The sequence below is a fragment of the Edwardsiella piscicida genome, from assembly GCF_021733145.1.
Classification (GTDB): Bacteria; Pseudomonadota; Gammaproteobacteria; order Enterobacterales; family Enterobacteriaceae; genus Edwardsiella; species Edwardsiella piscicida.
Genome location: NZ_CP090969.1, coordinates 1 through 20,599, shown reverse-complemented (window position 1 = coordinate 20,599; position 20,599 = coordinate 1). Strand labels below are relative to the sequence as shown.

Here is a 20,599-nt window from a genome sequence, read left to right as displayed (position 1 = left end):
CATCTCCACCGACGGTCTAATATTGATCCACCGTTTTACTCAGGATTAGCTTCAGCGATAACCCCGGCCTTTCGTTTCTGTTTCAGTCGATAACTCTCTCCTTTTATTTGAACAACGTGTGAGTGGTGTAAGATCCGGTCCAGCATCGCGGATGTTAGCGCCGCATCACCGGCGAACGTCTGATCCCACTGCCCGAACGGCAGGTTGGAGGTCAGGATCATCGCGCTCTTTTCATAACGTTTGGCGATGACCTGGAAGAACAGCTTGGCTTCTTCCTGGCTGAACGGCAGGTAGCCTATTTCATCGATGATGAGCAGCTTTGGTGCCATCACGCCACGGTGAAGCGTTGTTTTATAGCGCCCCTGGCGTTGTGCCGTGGACAGCTGAAGCAAGAGATCCGCCGCCGTAGTGAAGCGAACCTTGATACCCGCCCGTACCGCTTCGTAGCCCATTGCTATTGCCAGATGCGTTTTCCCCACGCCGGATGGCCCCAGCAACACGATGTTTTCGTTGCGCTCTATGAAGCTCAGTGAACGCAGCGACTGGATCTGCTTCTGCGGCGCACCGGTGGCGAAGGTAAAGTCGTATTCTTCGAACGTTTTCACTGCCGGGAAGGCCGCCATCCGGGTATACATTGCCTGTTTACGCTGATGTCGGGCCAGTTTCTCTTCGTGAAGCAGATGCTCCAGGAAGTCCATGTAACTCCATTCCTGCTCCACTGCCTGCTGTGACAGGGCTGGCGCTGCGCTGATCAGACTGTCCAGTTGCAGCTGTTCGGCAAGCACCATCAGCCGTTGATGTTGCAGTTCCACCATCATGCGGCTCCTCTGCAGAACGTGTCATAGATGGATAGCGGGTGGTGCAGTGGCTGCCTGTCGAAGGTCACCAGGCTTTCGTCTACCTGCACGTCATACTGTTTTTTCTCCGTCGGTAGAGCCAGCATGGACTGCTGCTCTTCGATCCAGCGATCGCAGGGACGGGTCTGTATTGTTTCGTGCCTGCGCTGGTTAGCGACATCGTGCAACCAGCGCAGGCCGTAGCGGTTGGCTGTTTCAACATCGACGGTGATCCCCAACGGACGCAGGCGAGTCATTAGCGGGATGTAGAAGCTGTTGCGGGTGTACTGCACCATCCGCTCCACCTTGCCTTTAGTCTGTGCTCTGAAGGGGCGGCACAGCCGTGGAGAGAAGCCCATCTCTTTGCCGAACTGCCACAGTGAAGGGTTGAACCGGTGTTGCCCGGCCCGATAAGCATCGCGCTGTAGCACTACCGTTTTCATGTTGTCGTAGAGCACTTCACGCGGTACGCCACCGAAGAAGCTGAACGCATTACGGTGGCATTCTTCCAGGGTGTCGTAGCGCATATTGTCAGTGAACTCGATATACAGCATTCTGCTGAACCCCAGAACGGCAACGAACACATGAAGTGGTGATTTGCCATTACGCATGGTGCCCCAGTCAACCTGCATCTGTCGTCCTGGCTCTGTTTCGAAGCGCACGACAGGCTCCTGTTCCTGAGGAATGGCAAGTGAACGTATGAACTCTCTCAGGATGGTCATGCCACCACGATAACCCTGCTCCGTGATCTCGCGGGCGATGACCGTTGCAGGGATTTTATAAGGATGAGCATCGGCGATGCGTTGCCGAATATAGTCCCGGTATTCATCCAGGAGTGAAGCGGTTGCGGGACGCGGCGTATATTTTGGCGGCTCAGACTGCGCACGCAGATAACGCTTTACGGTGTTACGGGAGATACCCAGTTCCCTGGCGATCGCCCGACTGCTCATACCCTGCTTATGCAGGATTTTAATTTCCATAACTGTCTCAAAAGTGACCATAAGCTCTCCCGAATCAGGAGAGCAGATTAACCCCTGGATCTAATTTCAGGCGTCGGATATGGATCACTTTCGCACCGTTGGTAACAGTTAGTGGCCGCGCCTCCCAGGACTGACAAAACGACTGCTGAAAGAAGTAGTTTTTTCATGGGGCAGCCCTCAGTTAACTTCAGGGTTGACGCGATAACTCGTCACGCGGAAACCCAGCGGGTTGACATAACGCTGCTCAGCATTCATCGCCAGCGATTTATATTCATACCCCATAATGGCAATCCAGCGCTGCGGCTGATCATCAACGGGATTGCTGCGCACGCGGCGAACCGTAGTAAAGCGTATCGTTGCTACGCCGTGCGGTTTATCGAGGATCACAGAGTTAATCTTCACGCGGGTCGTTTCACTGTCGCCCAGAACCTTATCAAGACCGTTGCGGCCCTTGAACTTGCTCTGGTAAGACTCTGCCACGTTCGGCGTGGACATTAAGCCAACGGCCGTATAGTCGACCTGAACTGAATAGAAGTCATAGCTCTCACGGTGAATGACATATTGTGTCAGCCAGAACTTATCAATTTCGTCACCATAAGAGGTCTGGTCGCGGGTCAGCTTGACCTGCTGTACTTCGTGAGTGGCCTCGTTGAGCGTTAGCAGATGTGCGGGGATTGGCTGGCTGTACTTATGCACCACGTAACCAACTAAAGAGAGTGCAAAAACAGTTACCACCGCTGAACCGGTGGCAACCATCCAGGCGGTACGCCGGGACTTCAGCACTTCATCCATCAGATCAACTTCAAGCCCTTTACGGCTTTCGTTGAACTCTTTAATGGCTTCACGTGTAAGCCCTGTTTTTTTATTAGCTTTCATTTGCACCACCTTGCGTATCAACCGGGATTGTTTTGTTTACTGGAACGGTGTTGCTCCAGTCCGGCTCCGGTGGCGGTTTATGCCCGCTGGAACAGGCGCTAATCAGAAGAACTCCCATAAGCAATAAGCTGCGCATTACGGCATCCATTATCGGTTGTTGAACGTACTAATTATAATAAGTCGCCGAAATTGCAATTTCAACGACTTTTGTTTTAATTTTATGCAGCCTTCTTCCCGCGACTGCCCCTTGCCTTACCACTTAAATTAGAACCACTGCTTCCTCCGCTGTTGCTGCCACTTCCTCCACCTGCCGATTGCTGGCCGCCGCCACTGTTACCGCCTCTGAACGCATTACCGCCAAACATGCCGTGGCTGCCCATATTGCCAAGCGCCTGCATGGAAGAACCCGTAGAGCGTGCGGCGTCAGCAACTCCGGCGCTGATACCGCTACCCCAGCTGGCGGCAATTTGCGGAATCTGGAACAGAACGAAAACGGAAATGACCGTCAGTAATAAGGCGGAGATAGAACCAGTGATTGATGAGTAAGCGGCATCAGAGTTCATCGAGGACAGGAGGTTGTCGAACATCTGCATGATGAAACCAAACACGAGCGCAAGAATGACGACGACAAGGCCATAGTTAATGACCGACGCCAGCCAGCGAGCAAAGATGTTTTTTGTCGCTCCCCACAGCAGGCAGAAGATTGCAATCGGGCCAAAACAAAGCGTAACGGCCAGAAGGATCTTAGCCATGATCACAAAGCCCGCACCGAGGCCGCCCAGCACAACGGTAGCAATCATCATAATGCCGCCAATGGCATACGCGGCCAGGCCGCTCGATGAAAACACGTCTGCGGCTTCCCATGCGGTGTTGACGATCTTGATACCTTTTTCAATACCGCTATCAATAATCGCCGGTACGCCACTTGCACCGACTTTATTAGGGGCAGACAGTATCCCGGCAAAATCATCCGGCAGGTGAAGCGCCACGTTGACCAGTTCCTGTTGATACCAGCCGCCCGCCGTTGCAAAGCTCAGGATAAGGGCTATGGAAAGATACTCTTTAATCAGCGAACTCAGGCTGTCGCCCGCCCCCGGATTAAACGCTGAGTACATCCCCTGAACCATCAGCTTGATTGTCAGACAGGTGGCAATCAGAGGCGTTACATCAGAGATAATGGTGGCAACATTGGCGCTCACCATTGACGTAATCGCCCCGTCTACTTTTGCGAAAATGTCTGCGACTAGGGTGAATGCCATATTGCCTCCTTACTCCTAAATTTTCGGTGAATTGATTTCGCCGTCTTTTTTGCCGAACACAAACAGCTGACGATCGGCTTCGCGCGCGTTTTTGCAATCAGGTTTCTGAAGTTCATCCGCGTCTTTCTTGCATTCCTGAATTGTTGCCTTGCGCTCTTTCTCATGTTTTTTGTACCACTCCACGTCATGCGAGGCATCGCAGGCCACCAGGAGGAAAGGGATAACAAGCAGTAGTTTTTTCATAATTACCTCAGTTAATTGAAGGTGACGCGGTAACGTCCCCGCCGGTTCCAAAAACAAAATTGTGGGTGGCACGTTCTTTCTGCGCACGTAATAGCTTGTCCTGTGACTGCTGCAACATGTTCATCAGATTCAGCTTCGCCTGCTCACCCTGAATAGCACCCTGTGACGTCTGGATACGGGCCTGTAAGTCAGCAATCGATTTCAGGTCTGGAGTCGTTTTAATCTGCTCCGTCAGCTCCTGCATATCGGTTAGTTCCTGCATCTGGTTGTTGTAGGCTTTTTCTGCCATAACGCGGTCATAAGCGCCTTTTTCAGCCAGCTTTTTGTTCATGTAGGTAATTGCTTCGCTGGGCGTCATGTCGTCAACTTCCGCATTAAACTGGCCCATCATGCTGTTAACTGAAGGCGTGACGGAAGAACTGGAGTTCATGGCGTCGCTGTAGATCTCCTTCCAGTTGTCCGGCAAATTATTTGCCAGCGTGCTGGTAGACGTCCCCAGCAGATCGCCCAGGTTGGTTGTCTTTGCCATCGACTCATACATATTTTTCTGCGTTTGCAGCTGGCTTTTAAGCTGCTCCAGCTGCTGCGCCATTTGCTGAAGCTGCTCGACCTGTTTAGCCAGCTCAGTAGGGTTGGTCACGATGATGCCTGCGGAAGCGCTTTGCGCGCCTCCCAGAATCAGGCCGGTGGTCAGCAATACTGCCGTCAGTGTTTTTTTCATGGTGTTTTGCCTCGTTGTTAAGCCGTCAGGCGCCAGTATTCTTTGAGCCATACTTCAGGGTCATTACCGAGCCGTTCAACCAGCTCATGCGCAATTTCGGCGTTTTGTGGTTCACCGGACAACACGCTAAGAACGTTGTCCATTGTCTTAATATCTGCATCAATATCGTCGCTGTTGCGAGGGTAGAGATTGAAAGAAGCAATCGCAGACTGTTGCCCTTGTTTAACCAGGAACTGTCTGGAGTGTTCGGTAATCGACATCAGCGCGTCGTATTCAGCATCAGTAAGGAAGGCATAATCCTCTCGGATAGCTTCCGGATCGCGCAGGCAGATTTTTGTGACGGTCTGCGACATGATCGTGCGGCCAATACGGCTGGACAGCGCATCGTTCGGCTCCTGCGTGGCAAACACATAGATAGCGTCTTTCTTACGGTCAGTTTTGATACCACGCTTAACTTCACGCTCGATAACCGGATCGTCAAGGTAGGCGTGGAACTCGTCAAAGCACTGAATGACGCGGCGTTTGCCGTCGATGGAGTCACGTACCCGGTACAGAAGGTACATCATGAGCGGAGTACGGGCCGGGCTGGATACTTCCTCTTTGGCTGCGATAAACTCGGATAAATCGAAGCCAAAAATATCATTCGCGCTGAGATCCAGGCTGTCTTTATCATTGTCAAACAGCCAGCCATACTGGCCTTCGCGCGTCCATTCGCGCAGCAGCCCTTTCAGTGATACGCCATTTTCCACAACTTCATTCACGTACCCGTCCAGGATAGTAACGGTGCGCGCCTCGCGTGGAATAAGTGAGCCTTCCCCCATAACCGCATCAACGCCTTCAGCCAGTTCGGTAGCCATCGTTGCGCTGATAGGCCCGTTATTGGTGGTTTCCACACAAATGCGGAACAGGTTTTTAATGAGGGCAATATTGCGTTTGGTCGGTTCAATCTGAAGCGGGGCAAACCCGGACGGCATACCCTGTTGCAGAACTTTATAGTAGCCACCAACGCTTCGAATGAACGGCTCCATACCGCGGTCACGGTCATAAACAAAAAGCCGCGGGTTGTACTTCATTGACTGCGCCAGCAGGAAGTTAAGCAGCGTGGTTTTACCTTCCCCCGACATACCCGTTATTAACGCATGGCCCAGCGGGCGTTTACCGTAGGAAAGTTCTTCAAGCGGGGTCACATGGAAATTAAAATAGAGTGGCGTACCGCTGATCGTGCGGAACATGGTCAGCGCTGGCCCCCACGGGTTATTGTCAGGCTTGCCACGCATAAAATTGTGGAACGGGCTGAAGTGCAGGAAGTTCCATGAGTTTATCGGAACCGGGCGCGGCGCCCATTTCTGGTTGCCAGGCAGTCTCGCATAATATGCAGCCTCAGAGGCCAGGCTGATAGTCCCGCCAACCACGCCACAGCCGGTTAGCATAACCTTCACACGACGCGCTTTGCGCTGTACCGCGTTTTGGTCATTATCCCAGACATGCACGGTTCCATGATGGTAGCCCATCACGAACTCTCTGGACGTCAGCATATCGAGCGCAGTACCAAGCTGTGCCAGCTGGCTTTGCGCACGGTCGCGCGTTTCCTGCAAAGATTTTTCCTGATGCGTCAGAAACGTTTTAGCTGAAGATTCAGAGAGGCAAGAAAAACTCTGCGTCAGAAGGTATTCAAAATCGGCTTCTTTAAGCATGTTAAGCTGGCCTGGCTCTGTATCTTCTTCGTATTCACGAAATTCAATGCCGGTGGTATAGAAGTTGTGATCTACCGTTCTGATCTGGACAACATCCCCCCACAGGGAGCTAACAGGGCGGTTGTCCATGATGTACTCACGGATACGATCACGGCAAACAGGCACGATGGCCCATTCCATATTTGCGAGGAAATAAAGGAACTCCAGCGCTTTTGAATAAGCGTGAGCCTGCGAAGGTTCAGGCTCGTTGCGTTCGATAACAATGGCTTCGTCAAAAATGTCTGATTCATCGACTTCAGCAAGTTCTTCACGTTCTTTTTTATCAGGCGCAGGAATTTCAACACCGCGTTTGTCACGATAATAGATACCCAACTGCTGAATGCCATACGGCTTCATTGCTTCCAGGATTTGTTCAGAAATATCTTCCAGACCTTCAAGCGCCTCATTCTGCATTTGCTGAATTTCGTCACGAGTCGGCTTTTCAAATTTCGCCAGAAACTTCTGTGTTTTATCCCCTACCTGTTTGTAAATAACGGTCAGATAAAGGTCATTAATCAGCTGCTTGGAATCACCGTGCAGCTTACGGTTATATTGATCAACATAAGCAGGGAAAAAATGGTCATACTCACCATCCGGGTACTCTTTAGCCTCATGGTGATATTCATGCGTCCACAGCTCTACATGGTCTGTTCCGAAGCTCTTGACCAGCGTATTAAGGTCTTTATGCCAGGTGACCAGTTCCCGATCTGATGCGCAGTCATGTGTGCGGCCATCCAGCTTGAAAAAAGCCATCAGATCGCCGTTTTCCATCGAAATCACGTAATCATTGAGGTGATAAGAATAGGGCAAATACTTTTTATTTACTGATGGCTCCTTACGGTAGGCATCAATTTTTTTTGGCTTCGTAGCGGTGGCAGCTCTCATTATTTTAAACCCTTACGTTTGTAGTCAACAGAGGAATAAGACGATCCTCCCCACTGCTTAAACGGAGAATCAAACCAATTACTGAATTTGGTTTTCAACCACAGGCCCATAATTCGAAACATGCGGTCGTCATATTTTGTTAATGCAGCTGAAGGAATCCACAAAAAGACGAACACCAGAATCGCCCACATATGAATAATCATAAAAAGCGAGGCAGAAATCATGAATATCATCATAGCTACATTACGTGGTACACCCAGCGCGCGAGGTAAGCGAGTCGCACCTTTGAAAAGCGGTCTTTTCCCGTCAACGAACATCTTTGTAGTCCTCACTTTGGGGGACAAAAGTCCCCCCTTTTCGCGTTGTTCAGCTTCCTACGCCCGTCAGGGAAACCAGAAATGATGCAGAACCAATACCAATCAGCGAGATTACGATACGAGGAATAAAGCTGGCTGGGATTACGTGAAGCATCCACATAAAGCAACTAACCATGATCGCAATAGCACAACCAATTGGAATCCATGTGCTCAACCACGTCTGGATTGATGTAGCGGTTGATTCACCAGTATCGGTGCCAGCGGCCAGCGCAATTTGCGGCAGGGCAATGGACAAAACGCCCATAACTACCGCAGGGCCATACTTCTTAAACAACGTGGTCATACTTTCTCCTTACTCACTATCTTCTGTTGATTGCAGATTTAACCGGCATTCTTCAACGCCACACTTATCTTTCAAAAACTCTGCCAGTAGCCTTAAATCAGCCCAGGTTCGTAGCTCATGCTCTTTGTTAACCCTAATGGAACATGCGATCTGGCCCAGCTGTTCATCGTCTATCTGAAAAACGGGATACCACTTCTTTAATGAAACCCGTTCTATCGTTACCTCCTTCACTTTTCCTGCTTCAAATAGCTCCAGGATCTGTGATTGCAATACAAGGTACAAACGTTCCATCCATAACCTCATTCCCCCTTCGCTGTTTCCTGTCTGGTTAAAAAGGCATCCGTATTATTTCGGCTGAAGGCATCGCCATCACCCGAACCAAAAACATCTTGTTCACCGTCATACTGCGGCGCCGTACTTTTTGCCTGCTGAGGCTCAGTCGCGGTGCTGTCCTCACTGGTCTGGCCGTCAGGTAGCAGCGTAGGGATTTTCAAATCAGTTGATTGACGCGCCACGTTGATAACTTTCGTGACATACCCGTTAGAAATCCCGTTTGTGAGTGAGCCGGTGTTGTAGCAGGAAAGCGCGTGTCTCAGCGCAACCTGCCCGGCTGGGTAGGATTTCAGGGCGCTATCATAACAGGCTTTAAGGATGGTCTGGCTCGCCCGCAGGTTGATGCAGGGTTTGAAAATATCGTCAACCGAAAGACCCAGGCCCACTAAATTATTTGAGTTAATTTGTGCAAGGCCCATATCAAAACTTTTATTATCCTTCAGCAGAACTTTCGCAACGCTGACGGCCTCAGCTTCAGTACGCGGTTGCTGTTTTAACTGAATACTACCGTTAATATTGATCCTGTACGGCCCATTTGAGGACTCATGGCCGACGATGTACGCCATCGTTAAGGGTGAAACATCAGGCGCACATCTCTGCGCAAGCCTGGCAACTTCATCGGAGGCAGGCGCAGCACTGGCACGGCCAGCACAAGCAAGGCAGGCCAGAGCGAGAACCAGGAGTTTTGGATGTTTACTCATTTATGTTTCACCGCGTAATTGTAATTTCGACGACTTTTGTTTATGATAAGGGCTAATGAGATCGTGTCAAGAAGAAACGAAAAGAAAACCGCTGAAGGAAGGAAGGTGATGCTGGTTCCCCTGAAATCAGAAAAACGACCAAAAGGCGAACCCGTGTATCGTGACCCGGATAACCCTTTTAATACGTGGACTGGTATAGGGAAGCGCCCGGCCTGGCTAACTGCAAAATTGGACGCTGGCATTAGCCTGGAAGCCATGAAGATGCAGGGCGTAGCCAACCCCAGAGAACATAGACCAGCAAAATACCGCGACCCCAGGAACGCAGAAAATACCTGGTCCGGGACTGGCCGCCGACCCACATGGCTCAAAGAGCTGCTTGATAGTGGTTTATCACTTGATGATCTGAAGATATAACCGGAGGGTATAAAAATGGGCGAACTTATTGATTTTGCGGAAAGGCAAAAAAGCAGAAGGAAGAAAAAGGCATCTTCCATTCCGCCCATTTTTAGAAAATTTCGTGTCCATGCGATCAGGTTACTCGCCAGCATCATCAAATCCGGCTCTTATTCAGTTGCTTATATTGTTAAGAAAATTACAGGAAAGTTAATCAAGTTTTACACAATTTTAACGATTTTCGTTTTTGTTGTCGAATATATTGCAGGCGATATAGGTTACAAATCTATTTATAACGCAGCGTTATTATTAATATTGCTTACCGTTATCAACATTCTGGCGAGTGTATATCTGAACAAACTGTTAAGGACAAAACAATGAAGAAACTCTTAATACCTCTGATAGCAGCTGGTAGTCTGCTTTATATTCCTGCCAGCCATGCTGAAGATCCCTGCAAAGTTATTATGTGCATGGCGGGCAAGCTCACCGGCGATAGCGGCGGAAGCGAGTGTAACAGTGCTGAAGCTGCTTTCTTCAATATCGTTAAAAAGAACAAGCACGGCTTTTTACCCAACCACACGAAGGATGCCAGGAAGGCTTTTCTTAATGAATGCCCGGATAATGGCGAAGGTGGAAGTAACCAGTCGATGATAAGCCAGATCATAAGTAAATACGGGAAAGTTCGCTTATAGGCGAACTAGGAATAATCTCAATTTAAGGAGCCAACGTGAAAAAAATAATATTAAGTGCATTAGCCTGTACAGCTCTCTTAACTGGTTGCGTCAGCCAGGATAAAGGTAATGCGATGCAGAGCCAGCTGAATAACCAGCAACGCCAGATTAACGAATTATCCGTTCGTTTGCAGTCTGCGGAGTCCCGGCTATCAAAGCAGGAAGAAAAGCTGCGCAACGAACTGCTGCAATCCAGCGGCTATTGCTATCTGAATGGCGCCCGCTACTCGACCGGCACCGTACTTTACGGGCGGATTTGCCAGAATCAGTCAGGCAGCGCTTCGTGGCAGGTATACAGCCGTCGCTAAACACCAGGGCGGTTTAACCGCCCTTTTCTTTACCCTCAGAAAGCCCACTATGACCATGATCCCCTTCCCCACTACAGAAAACCTTATTCTATGGGCTTGCAGCGCCATCGCACTGCTTGCCGTTGTATTCTTCCGGCGTTCAGTACGGCACAGGCGACACAAAAGGAAGCAGCAAAGTGCGCGGCGGGTGCTGGAGCGCATAAAGACGTTGCCGGGCTTCCCACAAAAAATTAACTACCTGAGGAAAATTGATCCTTTTGTGTTTGAAGAACTGTTGCTGGAAGGATTTGAAGCGCATGGCTTCAGAACCATCAGAAACAAACGCTATACCGGCGATGGAGGCATTGACGGCCAGGTAATAATAGGAAAATATCGCTATCTTATTCAGGCTAAACGCTATCGCGGCCATATTGCTTTACAGCACGTACAGGAGTTCGAGAAGTTGCTTAAACGTCATAACTGTCGCGGTCTGTTTTGCCATACCGGGAAAACCGGCGCAGGTTCAAAATCTGTCAGTATTGCCAGTGAACGGATGGAGATTATCAGCGGCCAGCGCCTGATAGATTTGCTCACGCCCGGCAGCTCCTTCACTATCGCAACCGCCCCGCAGACGATGATGAAGCGTACCGCAGCAACACTAGAAACGAGCACCATTGTTAAAGATGCCGGTAAAGAAAATCGATACCATGAGAGTTAATTAAATGAAGTCAGTAACTATAGAAGCAAAAACATTTGCTGAAATGTTAGGAATAACAGAAGGTGAGTTAATCTTTGCCATTAAGAAAACTGGCACATTCAAAAACAAGACCATCCCACAACCTCATGAGCCACATAAATCAAATAATAGATTTTTATATTCAGACGTAATGAGGTTTATAGAATCACTAAAAGACAAAGAGAACCGGTAATGACTCCAACTTACTGATAGTGTTTTATGTTCAGATAATGCCCGATGACCTTGTCATGCAGCTCCACCGATTTTGAGAACGACAGTGACTTCCGTCCCAGCCTTGCCAGATGTTGTCTCAGATTCAGGTTATGTCGCTCAATGCGCTGAGTGTAACGCTTGCTGATAACGTGCAGCTTTCCCTTCAGGCGGGGTTCATACAGCGGCCAGCCATCCGTCATCCATACCACGACCTCAAAGGCCGACAGCAGGCCCAGAAGACGCTCCAGCGTGGCCAACGTGCGTTACCTAACAATAAACCTGTTTAAATATCCAGATAAAAACATTCAATCTGGGTCAAATGAGTGATACAGTTTCACCCATAAGACCCAATGGAGGCAATATGTCTGAATTTGAATTACTGGCGCAGGATCTGCTTGAGAAAGCAGAAGCGGAAGAACAACTGCGACAGGAAAATGATAAAAAGCTGCTCGGGCAGGTGCTGGAAATCTATGACCAGAAGTACGTGGCTGAACTGCTTAGAAAAGTTGGTAAAAATGAGTGGAGTCGCGAGACTCTTAATCGCTGGATTAATGGTAAGTGCTCACCTAAGACGCTGACGTTAGCCGAAGAGGAACTTCTACGAAAAATGCTTCCGGAAGCGCCTGCACATCACCCTGACTATGCCTTCCGGTTTATTGACCTGTTTGCTGGGATTGGAGGTATACGGAAGGGCTTCGAAACCATCGGTGGCCAGTGCGTTTTTACCAGTGAATGGAATAAAGAGGCTGTGCGCACATATAAAGCTAACTGGTTTAACGATGCTCAGGAACACACTTTCAATCTCGATATTCGTGAAGTCACGCTCAGTGATAAACCTGAAGTACCTGAAAACGATGCCTATGCTTACATTAATGAGCATGTGCCGGATCATGATGTACTTCTAGCAGGTTTCCCCTGTCAACCGTTTAGCCTTGCGGGCGTAAGCAAGAAAAACTCGCTCGGGCGCGCGCATGGTTTCGAATGTGAGGCTCAGGGAACGCTTTTCTTCGATGTGGCGCGTATTATCCGCGCAAAAAAACCTGCCATCTTTGTTCTTGAAAACGTTAAAAACCTGAAGAGCCATGACAAGGGTAAAACCTTTAAAGTCATCATGGATACCCTCGACGAACTGGGCTATGAAGTTGCGGATGCAGCTGAGATGGGCAAAAACGATCCTAAAGTTATCGACGGAAAGCACTTTTTACCTCAGCACCGAGAACGTATCGTTTTGGTCGGTTTCCGCCGTGATCTGAACATTCACCAGGGCTTTACCCTGCGCGATATTAGTCGTTTTTATCCGGAACAGCGTCCGTCATTTGGCGAACTGCTGGAACCCGTGGTTGACAGCAAATATATACTGACGCCGAAACTCTGGGAGTATCTCTATAACTACGCCAAAAAGCACGCAGCTAAGGGTAACGGATTCGGTTTTGGCCTCGTTAATCCTGAAAATAAAGAAAGCATTGCCCGTACGCTTTCTGCTCGCTATCACAAAGACGGGTCTGAAATTCTGATAGACCGTGGCTGGGATATGGCCACAGGTGAAACAGACTTCGCGAACGAAGAAAATCAGGCGCATCGGCCCCGCAGGCTGACTCCGCGAGAGTGCGCGCGCCTTATGGGTTTTGAAAAAGTAGATGGCAGGCCTTTTCGCATTCCTGTGTCAGACACTCAGTCGTACAGGCAGTTCGGTAACTCCGTAGTGGTGCCCGTGTTTGAAGCCGTAGCCAAACTGCTTGAACCTTATATCCTGAAAGCGGTTAATGCCGATTCGTGCAAGGTTGAACGAATCTGATCGCTCCTCCCGGTATTTATGCCGGGAGATAATCTATGGAATATCTGCGTAAAGCCCTGTCAGCTCAGCAATAAACGCACCTAGCGTCATTAGCTCAGCTCTCACCGCCTCCGGGTATTTTTTGTGCAGAGATGATGGCACGACCAATCTGACACCCGACTCCCGCATCTCCCGATATTGAGCCAGAGAAACTCCCTCCTGGAGTGTAAACAGATGCACCTGATGAATTTTATCGGCCTCATTCAGTATCTGACGCCAGCGATCCTTACAGGTAGTCTTGACTGCCAGCATGCGCAGATTTTCTACGGGAAACTCAGTATCGTGGTAAGCCCCTGCGGAAGGGAAAAGGAAATCGGGTTTTTTATTACCTTCTGTGATGGCCTGCGTCGCAAAGTGTCGCAGGCCGTGCTCAATGAATAGATGCTCCAGGTGCAGTTCCAGCGACTTCCCGGCTCTGGATTTACGGCGATTGCTGACAGAATTGGCCAGCGCAATAAATTCATCCACAGAGCCAAATCCTTTCCGGATGATATCCAGAACATGCAGTTCCTCAACCAATAGAAATATGTCGTACTCCACGCGCCGGCGGTCAAGAAGTTGCTCATCCGGATCAAGGGAATTTTTCACATAATGGCTGGCTGCATACTGAATAATTTCACTTCCCGACGGAAAGCGCAGGTGCCAGTCTTCAGGTAGAATATATTTATGATTTACTGGCGCTTGCTGTAGAGATAGTCCGCCTAGAATCTGTCCTGCGGGGCCGGATATAAGCGCTCCGGGTATAACTTCACCAATAGCGGTCTCAATGACGTCCTCTTCATCAGTGCTGGCGCATACCCAAATATTTACTTCCTTACAGTCCCCCCCTTGCTCATCAAGCTTGAAAGCCAGGAGCGTCAGAGCCCCTGTATTTTCAGGATCCTGAAGTGGGCTGCCTCTACCCCAGCGGGTAATCCTTTTTTCATTCCGGGTTTTACCAAAATGACGGCTGTTATAATAAATTGCCCTGGCTTCGCTGTCAGGGCAATCATGCGATGACACATGTGCGGTGAGAAAAACCGAAGGGTTCAGTTCACGGGTATGGTTGATAGACGGAAAGAGTTTTTCAACGATACCTGAAGGGATATAAAGCCCTACCTGGTGACCACCTGTTGCGCCGGTATCGTTGGCGGAAAGGCGTTTGATGTAGACGAAGTAATTCTCACATGCGATCTCAAGTAGCCAGTTGTGGAAAACCGACATAAGCATCCCCTGTTACCCTGAAACTCTACTCACCATTTTTTCATGATTATATACAAACAGTGTCATTTTCAGAAGACGACTGCACCAGTTGATTGGGCGTAATGGCTGTTGTGCAGCCAGCTCCTGACAGTTCAATATCAGAAGTGATCTGCACCAATCTCGACTATGCTCAATACTCGTGTGCACCAAAGCGAGGTGAGCATGGCGACGGAGGCTCTGTTGCAAAGATTGGCGGCAGTCAGAGGTAGGCTGTCGCTCTGCGCCGATCAGGCGGCTGCTGCGAAATGGTGGTTGAGCATGCCCATGGCCTCCGTCAGCGCCGAGGGCCCAATGCCAAAAGCTCTCTCCACAAGGCGCACCTCGCCCCTGATGCCGGGCTGCAGGCACCAGGGGCGAGCCTGTCCTTTGCGCAGGGCTCGCATGACTTCGAATCCCTTGATCGTGGCATAGGCCGTGGGGATCGATTTGAAACCGCGCACCGGCTTGATCAGTATCTTGAGCTTTCCGTGATCGGCCTCGATCACGTTATTGAGATACTTCACCTGCCGGTGGGCCGTCTCCCGGTCCAGCTTTCCTTCGCGCTTCAATTCGGTGATCGCTGCACCATAGCTCGGCGCTTTGTCGGTATTGAGCGTGGCAGGCTTTTCCCAGTGCTTCAGGCCTCGCAGGGCCTTGCCCAGGAACCGCTTCGCTGCCTTGGCGCTGCGGGTCGGCGACAGGTAGAAATCGATCGTGTCGCCCCGCTTGTCGACTGCCCGGTACAGGTAGGTCCACTTGCCCCGCACCTTGACGTAGGTTTCATCCAGGCGCCAGCTCGGATCAAAGCCACGCCGCCAGAACCAGCGCAGCCGCTTCTCCATCTCCGGGGCGTAGCACTGGACCCAGCGATAGATCGTCGTATGGTCGACCGAAATGCCGCGTTCCGCCAGCATTTCCTCAAGGTCGCGATAGCTGATCGGATAGCGACAATACCAGCGCACCGCCCACAGGATCACATCACCCTGGAAATGGCGCCACTTGAAATCCGTCATCGTTCCGTCCGTCCAATCTCCGCCAAGCATGCTCAAGCTTCACGATTTTTGCAACAGAGCCCACACGAGTATTGAGCATAGTCGAGATTGGTGCAGATCACTTCTGATATTGAACTGTCAGGAGCTGGCTGCACAACAGCCATTACGCCCAATCAACTGGTGCAGTCGTCTTCTGAAAATGACAATCGTGCCACCGGCTCCAGGTCTTATCGAACAGCTCAGACACATGGTCCAAATGCTGGTCGATCCGTTCGGCCAGTTTTTCGATGGCCTCTTGCTTGAGCTTGTCACTTTCCCTGAACTCGATGTTCAAGGCCCTGGCCACCTGGTTGAGGTTCCGGCCGATAGCTCCAAGCTGCCGGCACGATTCCCGTACGGTGTTCACTTCTTCATCAGTGAGGACCGGCATCCGGTTCAACGACCGCAGTCATTTCTGTACCTAAACAGTCCTGCGAATATGTGAGTTTTGACCTAATGAGCCACAAAAACTCATTTTCGCCCACGATAATTTTTCTACTTCCTTTCTTTGGAATGCTCATTTCAATATTCACATAACGTCGCTATCAATCGCGGAAAAGGCGTAGTGCGCGAAGCGAACGAAGCTTTTTGCCGTCGATTGCATAGCTTTGTTAACCCTTTTTCCAAATTTGATAGCAATAGTTAATGTTTGAAGTAAAGTGTTGCTCAAAAACAACTTCGAAGGTATTTGGAATACTCGGGAAGAAAACATCCCCCTCTGGCTCGATGTCGATCGTCGATAAGTGGAGCGTAGAGGCCATGGGTAATGTTTCTCGGTAAATTTCTCCGCCACCAGACACTATAACGTGACCGGTGAATTCAGCTAGCCTGTCCATGGCCTCTTCGATTGACTGAAATACAACTACATTGTCATCATTTGATGTCCAACCTGAGCGGGTAACGACCGCGTATTTCCTATTGGGGAGTGCGCCCATAGATTCAAACGTCTTGCGACCCACCAGAAGCCACTGATTGTAGGTCAATGCTTTAAAAAGTAGCTGCTCCCCTTTCGCGGACCAGGGTATGTCTGGACCGCAACCAATCACGCCGTTTTTCGCTTTCGCAGCCATCAATGATACTTTCAAGGTTCTCATCCTGGGTTAACTTTGTTTTAGGGCGACTGCCCTGCTGCGTAACATCGTTGCTGCTCCATAACATCAAACATCGACCCACGGCGTAACGCGCTTGCTGCTTGGATGCCCGAGGCATAGACTGTACAAAAAAACAGTCATAACAAGCCATGAAAACCGCCACTGCGCCGTTACCACCGCTGCGTTCGGTCAAGGTTCTGGACCAGTTGCGTGAGCGCATACGCTACTTGCATTACAGTTTACGAACCGAACAGGCTTATGTCCACTGGGTTCGTGCCTTCATCCGTTTCCACGGTGTGCGTCACCCGGCAACCTTGGGCAGCAGCGAAGTCGAGGCATTTCTGTCCTGGCTGGCGAACGAGCGCAAGGTTTCGGTCTCCACGCATCGTCAGGCATTGGCGGCCTTGCTGTTCTTCTACGGCAAGGTGCTGTGCACGGATCTGCCCTGGCTTCAGGAGATCGGAAGACCTCGGCCGTCGCGGCGCTTGCCGGTGGTGCTGACCCCGGATGAAGTGGTTCGCATCCTCGGTTTTCTGGAAGGCGAGCATCGTTTGTTCGCCCAGCTTCTGTATGGAACGGGCATGCGGATCAGTGAGGGTTTGCAACTGCGGGTCAAGGATCTGGATTTCGATCACGGCACGATCATCGTGCGGGAGGGCAAGGGCTCCAAGGATCGGGCCTTGATGTTACCCGAGAGCTTGGCACCCAGCCTGCGCGAGCAGCTGTCGCGTGCACGGGCATGGTGGCTGAAGGACCAGGCCGAGGGCCGCAGCGGCGTTGCGCTTCCCGACGCCCTTGAGCGGAAGTATCCGCGCGCCGGGCATTCCTGGCCGTGGTTCTGGGTTTTTGCGCAGCACACGCATTCGACCGATCCACGGAGCGGTGTCGTGCGTCGCCATCACATGTATGACCAGACCTTTCAGCGCGCCTTCAAACGTGCCGTAGAACAAGCAGGCATCACGAAGCCCGCCACACCGCACACCCTCCGCCACTCGTTCGCGACGGCCTTGCTCCGCAGCGGTTACGACATTCGAACCGTGCAGGATCTGCTCGGCCATTCCGACGTCTCTACGACGATGATTTACACGCATGTGCTGAAAGTTGGCGGTGCCGGAGTGCGCTCACCGCTTGATGCGCTGCCGCCCCTCACTAGTGAGAGGTAGGGCAGCGCAAGTCAATCCTGGCGGATTCACTACCCCTGCGCGAAGGCCATCGGTGCCGCATCGAACGGCCGGTTGCGGAAAGTCCTCCCTGCGTCCGCTGATGGCCGGCAGCAGCCCGTCGTTGCCTGATGGATCCAACCCCTCCGCTGCTATAGTGCAGTCGGCTTCTGACGTTCAGTGCAGCCGTCTTCTGAAAACGACAAACAGCCAGAAAGGCTGTTACAGGCGATTTGATCTGCAACCTATTGGTTAAATTAATGTATCAAAAACGATGGTTTTTGTGACAGTCTTGAAAAGTCCTGACTTCTCCCGAAAAATGACTCCCCTCATGTAACAAAACTCGTTACTGTATCAACATAACAATAACCCCATAACTAATTAGCGAGAAAAGAATGAAAATCGGCTATGCACGTAAATCTACGCATCTTCAGGATGTGGCGCACCAGGTTGACGAACTAACAAAAGCTGGATGTGAGCAAATCTATCAGGATCAGACCTCACGTAGCGGCCCAAAGCGCGACAAAAAAGGTGCGCCGGAACTGGAGAACTGCCTGAAAGCATTGCGCGAGGGAGATACCCTAGTAGTTTGGGCACTAGATCGGCTCGGCGGTTCATTGGGTCAAGTCATTACTTTACTCGACGACCTGAAGAAACGCGGAATAACTTTCATAGCCATCAAGGACAGAATAGACACAAATGCGCCAGTTATAGGGGAAATCTATACTCATCTGATGGCGATATTCTCTAGCTTTGAACGCAACCGCAATATTGAAAGAACGCGCTCAGGCCTTGCAGCTGCACGCGCAAGGGGCCGTGTGGGAGGGAGAAAACCGTCACTTTCTGAAGAAGATGTTAAACAAATTAGAATCTTACTTGCTGATCCTGAAATGACAGTTGGTGCAGTTGCTAAGCGCTTCAACGTTTCTCGCATGACTATTTATCGCTACACCACAAAATCATGAATGACCGCAGCATGGCGGTTTTATTTTCTTATGCCGTCAGGGCATGGAAGGCGACCACGCCGGAGTTAAACGGGCACCGGCCGCAAATCGCCGGAAACCGCAATGCTGAACGTATCGCCCGACCCAGCCCCCTCCCTGCAAAGCCCTAATCCCGCTCACCGCCACACAGCTGCCGTATGTCCCCCACGGGGGTGCGCAGTGGGCGCCGCGCGCCTGCGCGCGGGAACGGCGGCCCGCCTTCGGGTCGCGGCGCCGTACTGCGAGTTAGCGGCCGCACGCGGCCGGTTACGGGGGACACTACGCCATACGACCAGCGACCCGCTGAGCTGCACAATCCACGGATAACACAAGCTACATACATGTCGATATGGGAATCCGCCCATCTTGCCGGGCGCCGCTGTCGTGTGGAAATCCGCCCACCTTACCGGGCGCCGGTGCCGTGTGGGAATCCACCCACCTTGCCGGGCGCCGGTGCTGTGTGGAAATCCGCCCACCTTGCCGGGCGCCGGTGCCGTGTGGGAATCCGCCCACCTTGCCGGGCGCCGGTGCCGTGTGGAAATCCGCCCACCTTGCCGGGCGCCGGTGCTGTGTGGAAATCCGCCCACCCTTTCCGGGCGCCGGTGCCGTGTGGGAATCCGCCCACCTTGCCGGGCGCCGGTGCTGTGTGGAAATCCGCCCACCCTTTCCGGGCGCCGGAGCCGTGTGGGAATCCGCCCACCTTGCCGGGCGCCGGTGCCGTGTGGGAATCCGCCCACCTTGCCGGGCGCCGGTGCTGTGTGGGAATCCGCCCACCTTGCCGGGCGCCGGTGCTGTGTGGGAATCCGCCCACCTTGCCGGGCGCCGGTGCCGTGTGGGAATCCGCCCACCTTGCCGGGCGCCGGTGCCGTGTGGGAATCCGCCCACCTTGCCGGGCGCCGGTGCTGTGTGGAAATTCGCCCATCTTCATGACAAAAATTTGTCAAATGACAGGCTCATGTGTGCTGATTTATGTCAGACGGGATTTTGCTTATCAATTATTGAGAACAGAAATTTTCCTGAATCATCAATACTATACTTAGCAAGTAAAGGTGTTTTCTCATTTATCTGCTTGAGTGCAGGATCAAGGAAAGATCGTTTCAACTCTGCCAAGTTCTTCTGTTGGGATTCCGGCAAAAGGAAACGGTCATTTAACCAAGCATGAGTAGTAACCCATAAGCCTGAAGATTTGAATTGAGCAAGACTTTCATAAAGGCGGATCGTCCGTGGATTTCGAAGACTGCCACAATCGCGGAGCGAGTAGGTGGTGAACTGGTTCGTCAGGCCGTAAATGTACCGCAGGAGTTTATGGTTAAATTCGATTTCCCAGATACCACGAGCTGATCGGCTGCCAGCCTCTGTTAGCCAGGGGCGCGCGACGCAGTCAAAACTCCCTTCTTTCGGGTAAAAGATTACCGCAGAACGGCTTAACTCAAACACGCCTTCTTTAACATCCTTGATAGCCTGGTTACGGCTTACCTGAAAAATTTGCTCATAGTCAGCCACCTTTACTTTGAAAGTAGAGTCACCGAGTACAGCCATCTCATCATCATCTTCGCTTACTGAAGCTGTGAAATACGTCTGCATAAGACATAACCAGAGAACGCGCTTTGCTTTTAGCGAGAGGTAGTAAGCAGCTTCGGTAAGCTCGTTAGACTGCTTAACTTTTATCTTTTTGTTCAGCAACTTATCCAT

Annotated in this window: 25 protein-coding genes and 4 pseudogenes; 10 read left to right on the top strand and 19 right to left on the bottom strand. The window is 51.1% G+C overall.

Annotated elements, in window-relative coordinates; translation table 11 throughout:
* Window positions 1–35: 35 nt before the first annotated feature.
* From istB to L1P05_RS17250, 12 genes are all read right to left on the bottom strand, one after another.
* The gene (istB, locus tag L1P05_RS17300; RefSeq protein ID WP_012846920.1) at window positions 36–818 is read right to left on the bottom strand and encodes an IS21-like element ISSen3 family helper ATPase IstB; all 783 of its coding nucleotides are present in this window, start codon (window positions 816–818) and stop codon (window positions 36–38) included.
* The gene (istA, locus tag L1P05_RS17295) at window positions 815–1,837 is read right to left on the bottom strand and encodes an IS21 family transposase (RefSeq protein ID WP_012846921.1); all 1,023 of its coding nucleotides are present in this window, start codon (window positions 1,835–1,837) and stop codon (window positions 815–817) included. The genes istB and istA overlap by 4 nt, the downstream gene beginning before the upstream one ends.
* Before the next feature lie 156 nt (window positions 1,838–1,993).
* Window positions 1,994–2,692, bottom strand: a complete 699-nt coding sequence (locus tag L1P05_RS17290; RefSeq protein ID WP_000646594.1) for a VirB8 family type IV secretion system protein — start codon at window positions 2,690–2,692, stop codon at window positions 1,994–1,996.
* The gene (locus tag L1P05_RS17530) at window positions 2,682–2,810 is read right to left on the bottom strand and encodes a conjugal transfer protein TraN (protein ID WP_071882546.1); all 129 of its coding nucleotides are present in this window, start codon (window positions 2,808–2,810) and stop codon (window positions 2,682–2,684) included. The genes L1P05_RS17290 and L1P05_RS17530 overlap by 11 nt, the downstream gene beginning before the upstream one ends.
* A 100-nt stretch (window positions 2,811–2,910) precedes the next feature.
* Window positions 2,911–3,951 (bottom strand): TrbL/VirB6 family protein, encoded by a 1,041-nt coding sequence (locus L1P05_RS17285; RefSeq protein WP_001749958.1) that lies wholly within the window; start codon window positions 3,949–3,951, stop codon window positions 2,911–2,913.
* A 15-nt stretch (window positions 3,952–3,966) separates the two neighbouring features.
* Window positions 3,967–4,194, bottom strand: a complete 228-nt coding sequence (eexN, locus tag L1P05_RS17280; RefSeq protein ID WP_001749959.1) for an IncN-type entry exclusion lipoprotein EexN — start codon at window positions 4,192–4,194, stop codon at window positions 3,967–3,969.
* A gap of 7 nt (window positions 4,195–4,201) precedes the next feature.
* Window positions 4,202–4,915 carry a TrbJ/VirB5 family protein gene (locus L1P05_RS17275; protein ID WP_001749960.1) on the bottom strand — a complete coding sequence of 238 codons (714 nt, stop codon included), beginning with the start codon at window positions 4,913–4,915 and terminating at the stop codon, window positions 4,202–4,204.
* A 17-nt stretch (window positions 4,916–4,932) separates the two neighbouring features.
* The gene (locus tag L1P05_RS17270; RefSeq protein WP_001749961.1) at window positions 4,933–7,533 is read right to left on the bottom strand and encodes a VirB4 family type IV secretion/conjugal transfer ATPase; all 2,601 of its coding nucleotides are present in this window, start codon (window positions 7,531–7,533) and stop codon (window positions 4,933–4,935) included.
* A complete protein-coding gene (locus L1P05_RS17265) occupies window positions 7,533–7,850 on the bottom strand; it encodes a VirB3 family type IV secretion system protein (protein WP_000496058.1) in 318 nt (105 codons plus the stop codon). The genes L1P05_RS17270 and L1P05_RS17265 overlap by 1 nt, the downstream gene beginning before the upstream one ends.
* Window positions 7,851–7,899: 49 nt before the next feature.
* Window positions 7,900–8,193, bottom strand: a complete 294-nt coding sequence (locus L1P05_RS17260; RefSeq protein WP_001749962.1) for a hypothetical protein — start codon at window positions 8,191–8,193, stop codon at window positions 7,900–7,902.
* A gap of 9 nt (window positions 8,194–8,202) precedes the next feature.
* On the bottom strand, window positions 8,203–8,484 hold the full coding sequence (gene korA, locus L1P05_RS17255; RefSeq protein ID WP_000440698.1) for a transcriptional repressor KorA: 282 nt from the start codon (window positions 8,482–8,484) through the stop codon (window positions 8,203–8,205).
* An 8-nt stretch (window positions 8,485–8,492) separates the two neighbouring features.
* On the bottom strand, window positions 8,493–9,227 hold the full coding sequence (locus L1P05_RS17250; protein ID WP_001749963.1) for a lytic transglycosylase domain-containing protein: 735 nt from the start codon (window positions 9,225–9,227) through the stop codon (window positions 8,493–8,495).
* A gap of 108 nt (window positions 9,228–9,335) precedes the next feature.
* Here L1P05_RS17250 and L1P05_RS17245 point away from each other — a divergent pair, with 108 nt between their 5' ends.
* Genes L1P05_RS17245 through L1P05_RS17220 form a run of 6 tightly spaced genes read left to right on the top strand, consistent with a single transcriptional unit; the run spans window position 9,336 to window position 11,567 of the window.
* Window positions 9,336–9,641, top strand: coding sequence for an H-NS family nucleoid-associated regulatory protein (locus L1P05_RS17245; protein ID WP_000960954.1), 306 nt, complete (start codon window positions 9,336–9,338; stop codon window positions 9,639–9,641).
* A gap of 15 nt (window positions 9,642–9,656) precedes the next feature.
* The gene (locus L1P05_RS17240) at window positions 9,657–10,001 is read left to right on the top strand and encodes a hypothetical protein (protein WP_001749964.1); all 345 of its coding nucleotides are present in this window, start codon (window positions 9,657–9,659) and stop codon (window positions 9,999–10,001) included.
* Window positions 9,998–10,312, top strand: a complete 315-nt coding sequence (locus L1P05_RS17235) for a TrbM/KikA/MpfK family conjugal transfer protein (protein WP_001749965.1) — start codon at window positions 9,998–10,000, stop codon at window positions 10,310–10,312. Before L1P05_RS17240 ends, L1P05_RS17235 begins: the two co-directional genes overlap by 4 nt.
* Window positions 10,313–10,347: 35 nt before the next feature.
* Window positions 10,348–10,659: a hypothetical protein gene (locus L1P05_RS17230; protein ID WP_001452736.1), complete on the top strand. Its 312-nt coding sequence runs from the start codon at window positions 10,348–10,350 to the stop codon at window positions 10,657–10,659.
* A gap of 55 nt (window positions 10,660–10,714) precedes the next feature.
* Window positions 10,715–11,356, top strand: a complete 642-nt coding sequence (locus L1P05_RS17225) for a restriction endonuclease (RefSeq protein ID WP_001749966.1) — start codon at window positions 10,715–10,717, stop codon at window positions 11,354–11,356.
* 4 nt (window positions 11,357–11,360) lie between these two features.
* On the top strand, window positions 11,361–11,567 hold the full coding sequence (locus L1P05_RS17220; RefSeq protein ID WP_001749967.1) for a hypothetical protein: 207 nt from the start codon (window positions 11,361–11,363) through the stop codon (window positions 11,565–11,567).
* A gap of 10 nt (window positions 11,568–11,577) precedes the next feature.
* Here the strand turns inward: L1P05_RS17220 and L1P05_RS17215 are convergent.
* Window positions 11,578–11,850 (bottom strand): annotated as a pseudogene (locus L1P05_RS17215) (IS1 family transposase); the annotation flags it as partial.
* 98 nt (window positions 11,851–11,948) lie between these two features.
* Between L1P05_RS17215 and L1P05_RS17210 the strand changes: the two are divergent.
* A complete protein-coding gene (locus L1P05_RS17210; RefSeq protein ID WP_001288432.1) occupies window positions 11,949–13,382 on the top strand; it encodes a DNA cytosine methyltransferase in 1,434 nt (477 codons plus the stop codon).
* A 33-nt stretch (window positions 13,383–13,415) separates the two neighbouring features.
* Here L1P05_RS17210 and L1P05_RS17205 read toward each other — a convergent pair whose 3' ends face one another.
* Window positions 13,416–14,624 carry a type II restriction endonuclease gene (locus L1P05_RS17205; RefSeq protein ID WP_001749969.1) on the bottom strand — a complete coding sequence of 403 codons (1,209 nt, stop codon included), beginning with the start codon at window positions 14,622–14,624 and terminating at the stop codon, window positions 13,416–13,418.
* Between the two features lie 61 nt (window positions 14,625–14,685).
* Here L1P05_RS17205 and L1P05_RS17200 point away from each other — a divergent pair.
* Window positions 14,686–14,751, top strand: a pseudogene (locus L1P05_RS17200) (EAL domain-containing protein); the annotation flags it as partial.
* A 139-nt stretch (window positions 14,752–14,890) separates the two neighbouring features.
* Here the strand turns inward: L1P05_RS17200 and L1P05_RS17195 are convergent.
* From L1P05_RS17195 to dfrA14, 4 genes and pseudogenes are all read right to left on the bottom strand, one after another.
* A complete protein-coding gene (locus tag L1P05_RS17195) occupies window positions 14,891–15,655 on the bottom strand; it encodes an IS6-like element IS6100 family transposase (protein ID WP_001389365.1) in 765 nt (254 codons plus the stop codon).
* Window positions 15,656–15,772: 117 nt separating this feature from the next.
* A pseudogene (locus L1P05_RS17190) lies at window positions 15,773–15,847 on the bottom strand (EAL domain-containing protein); the annotation flags it as partial.
* A gap of 46 nt (window positions 15,848–15,893) precedes the next feature.
* Window positions 15,894–16,064, bottom strand: a pseudogene (mobC, locus tag L1P05_RS17185) (plasmid mobilization relaxosome protein MobC); the annotation flags it as partial.
* 220 nt (window positions 16,065–16,284) lie between these two features.
* Window positions 16,285–16,758: a trimethoprim-resistant dihydrofolate reductase DfrA14 gene (gene dfrA14, locus L1P05_RS17180; protein ID WP_004201280.1), complete on the bottom strand. Its 474-nt coding sequence runs from the start codon at window positions 16,756–16,758 to the stop codon at window positions 16,285–16,287.
* 155 nt (window positions 16,759–16,913) lie between these two features.
* Here dfrA14 and intI1 point away from each other — a divergent pair, with 155 nt between their 5' ends.
* Together intI1 and L1P05_RS17170 are read left to right on the top strand one after the other, a co-directional pair.
* The gene (gene intI1, locus L1P05_RS17175) at window positions 16,914–17,927 is read left to right on the top strand and encodes a class 1 integron integrase IntI1 (RefSeq protein ID WP_000845048.1); all 1,014 of its coding nucleotides are present in this window, start codon (window positions 16,914–16,916) and stop codon (window positions 17,925–17,927) included.
* Between the two features lie 392 nt (window positions 17,928–18,319).
* Window positions 18,320–18,889 carry a recombinase family protein gene (locus L1P05_RS17170; protein WP_001749988.1) on the top strand — a complete coding sequence of 190 codons (570 nt, stop codon included), beginning with the start codon at window positions 18,320–18,322 and terminating at the stop codon, window positions 18,887–18,889.
* A gap of 990 nt (window positions 18,890–19,879) precedes the next feature.
* Here L1P05_RS17170 and L1P05_RS17165 read toward each other — a convergent pair.
* On the bottom strand, window positions 19,880–20,599 hold the full coding sequence (locus L1P05_RS17165; protein WP_001749982.1) for a replication initiation protein: 720 nt from the start codon (window positions 20,597–20,599) through the stop codon (window positions 19,880–19,882).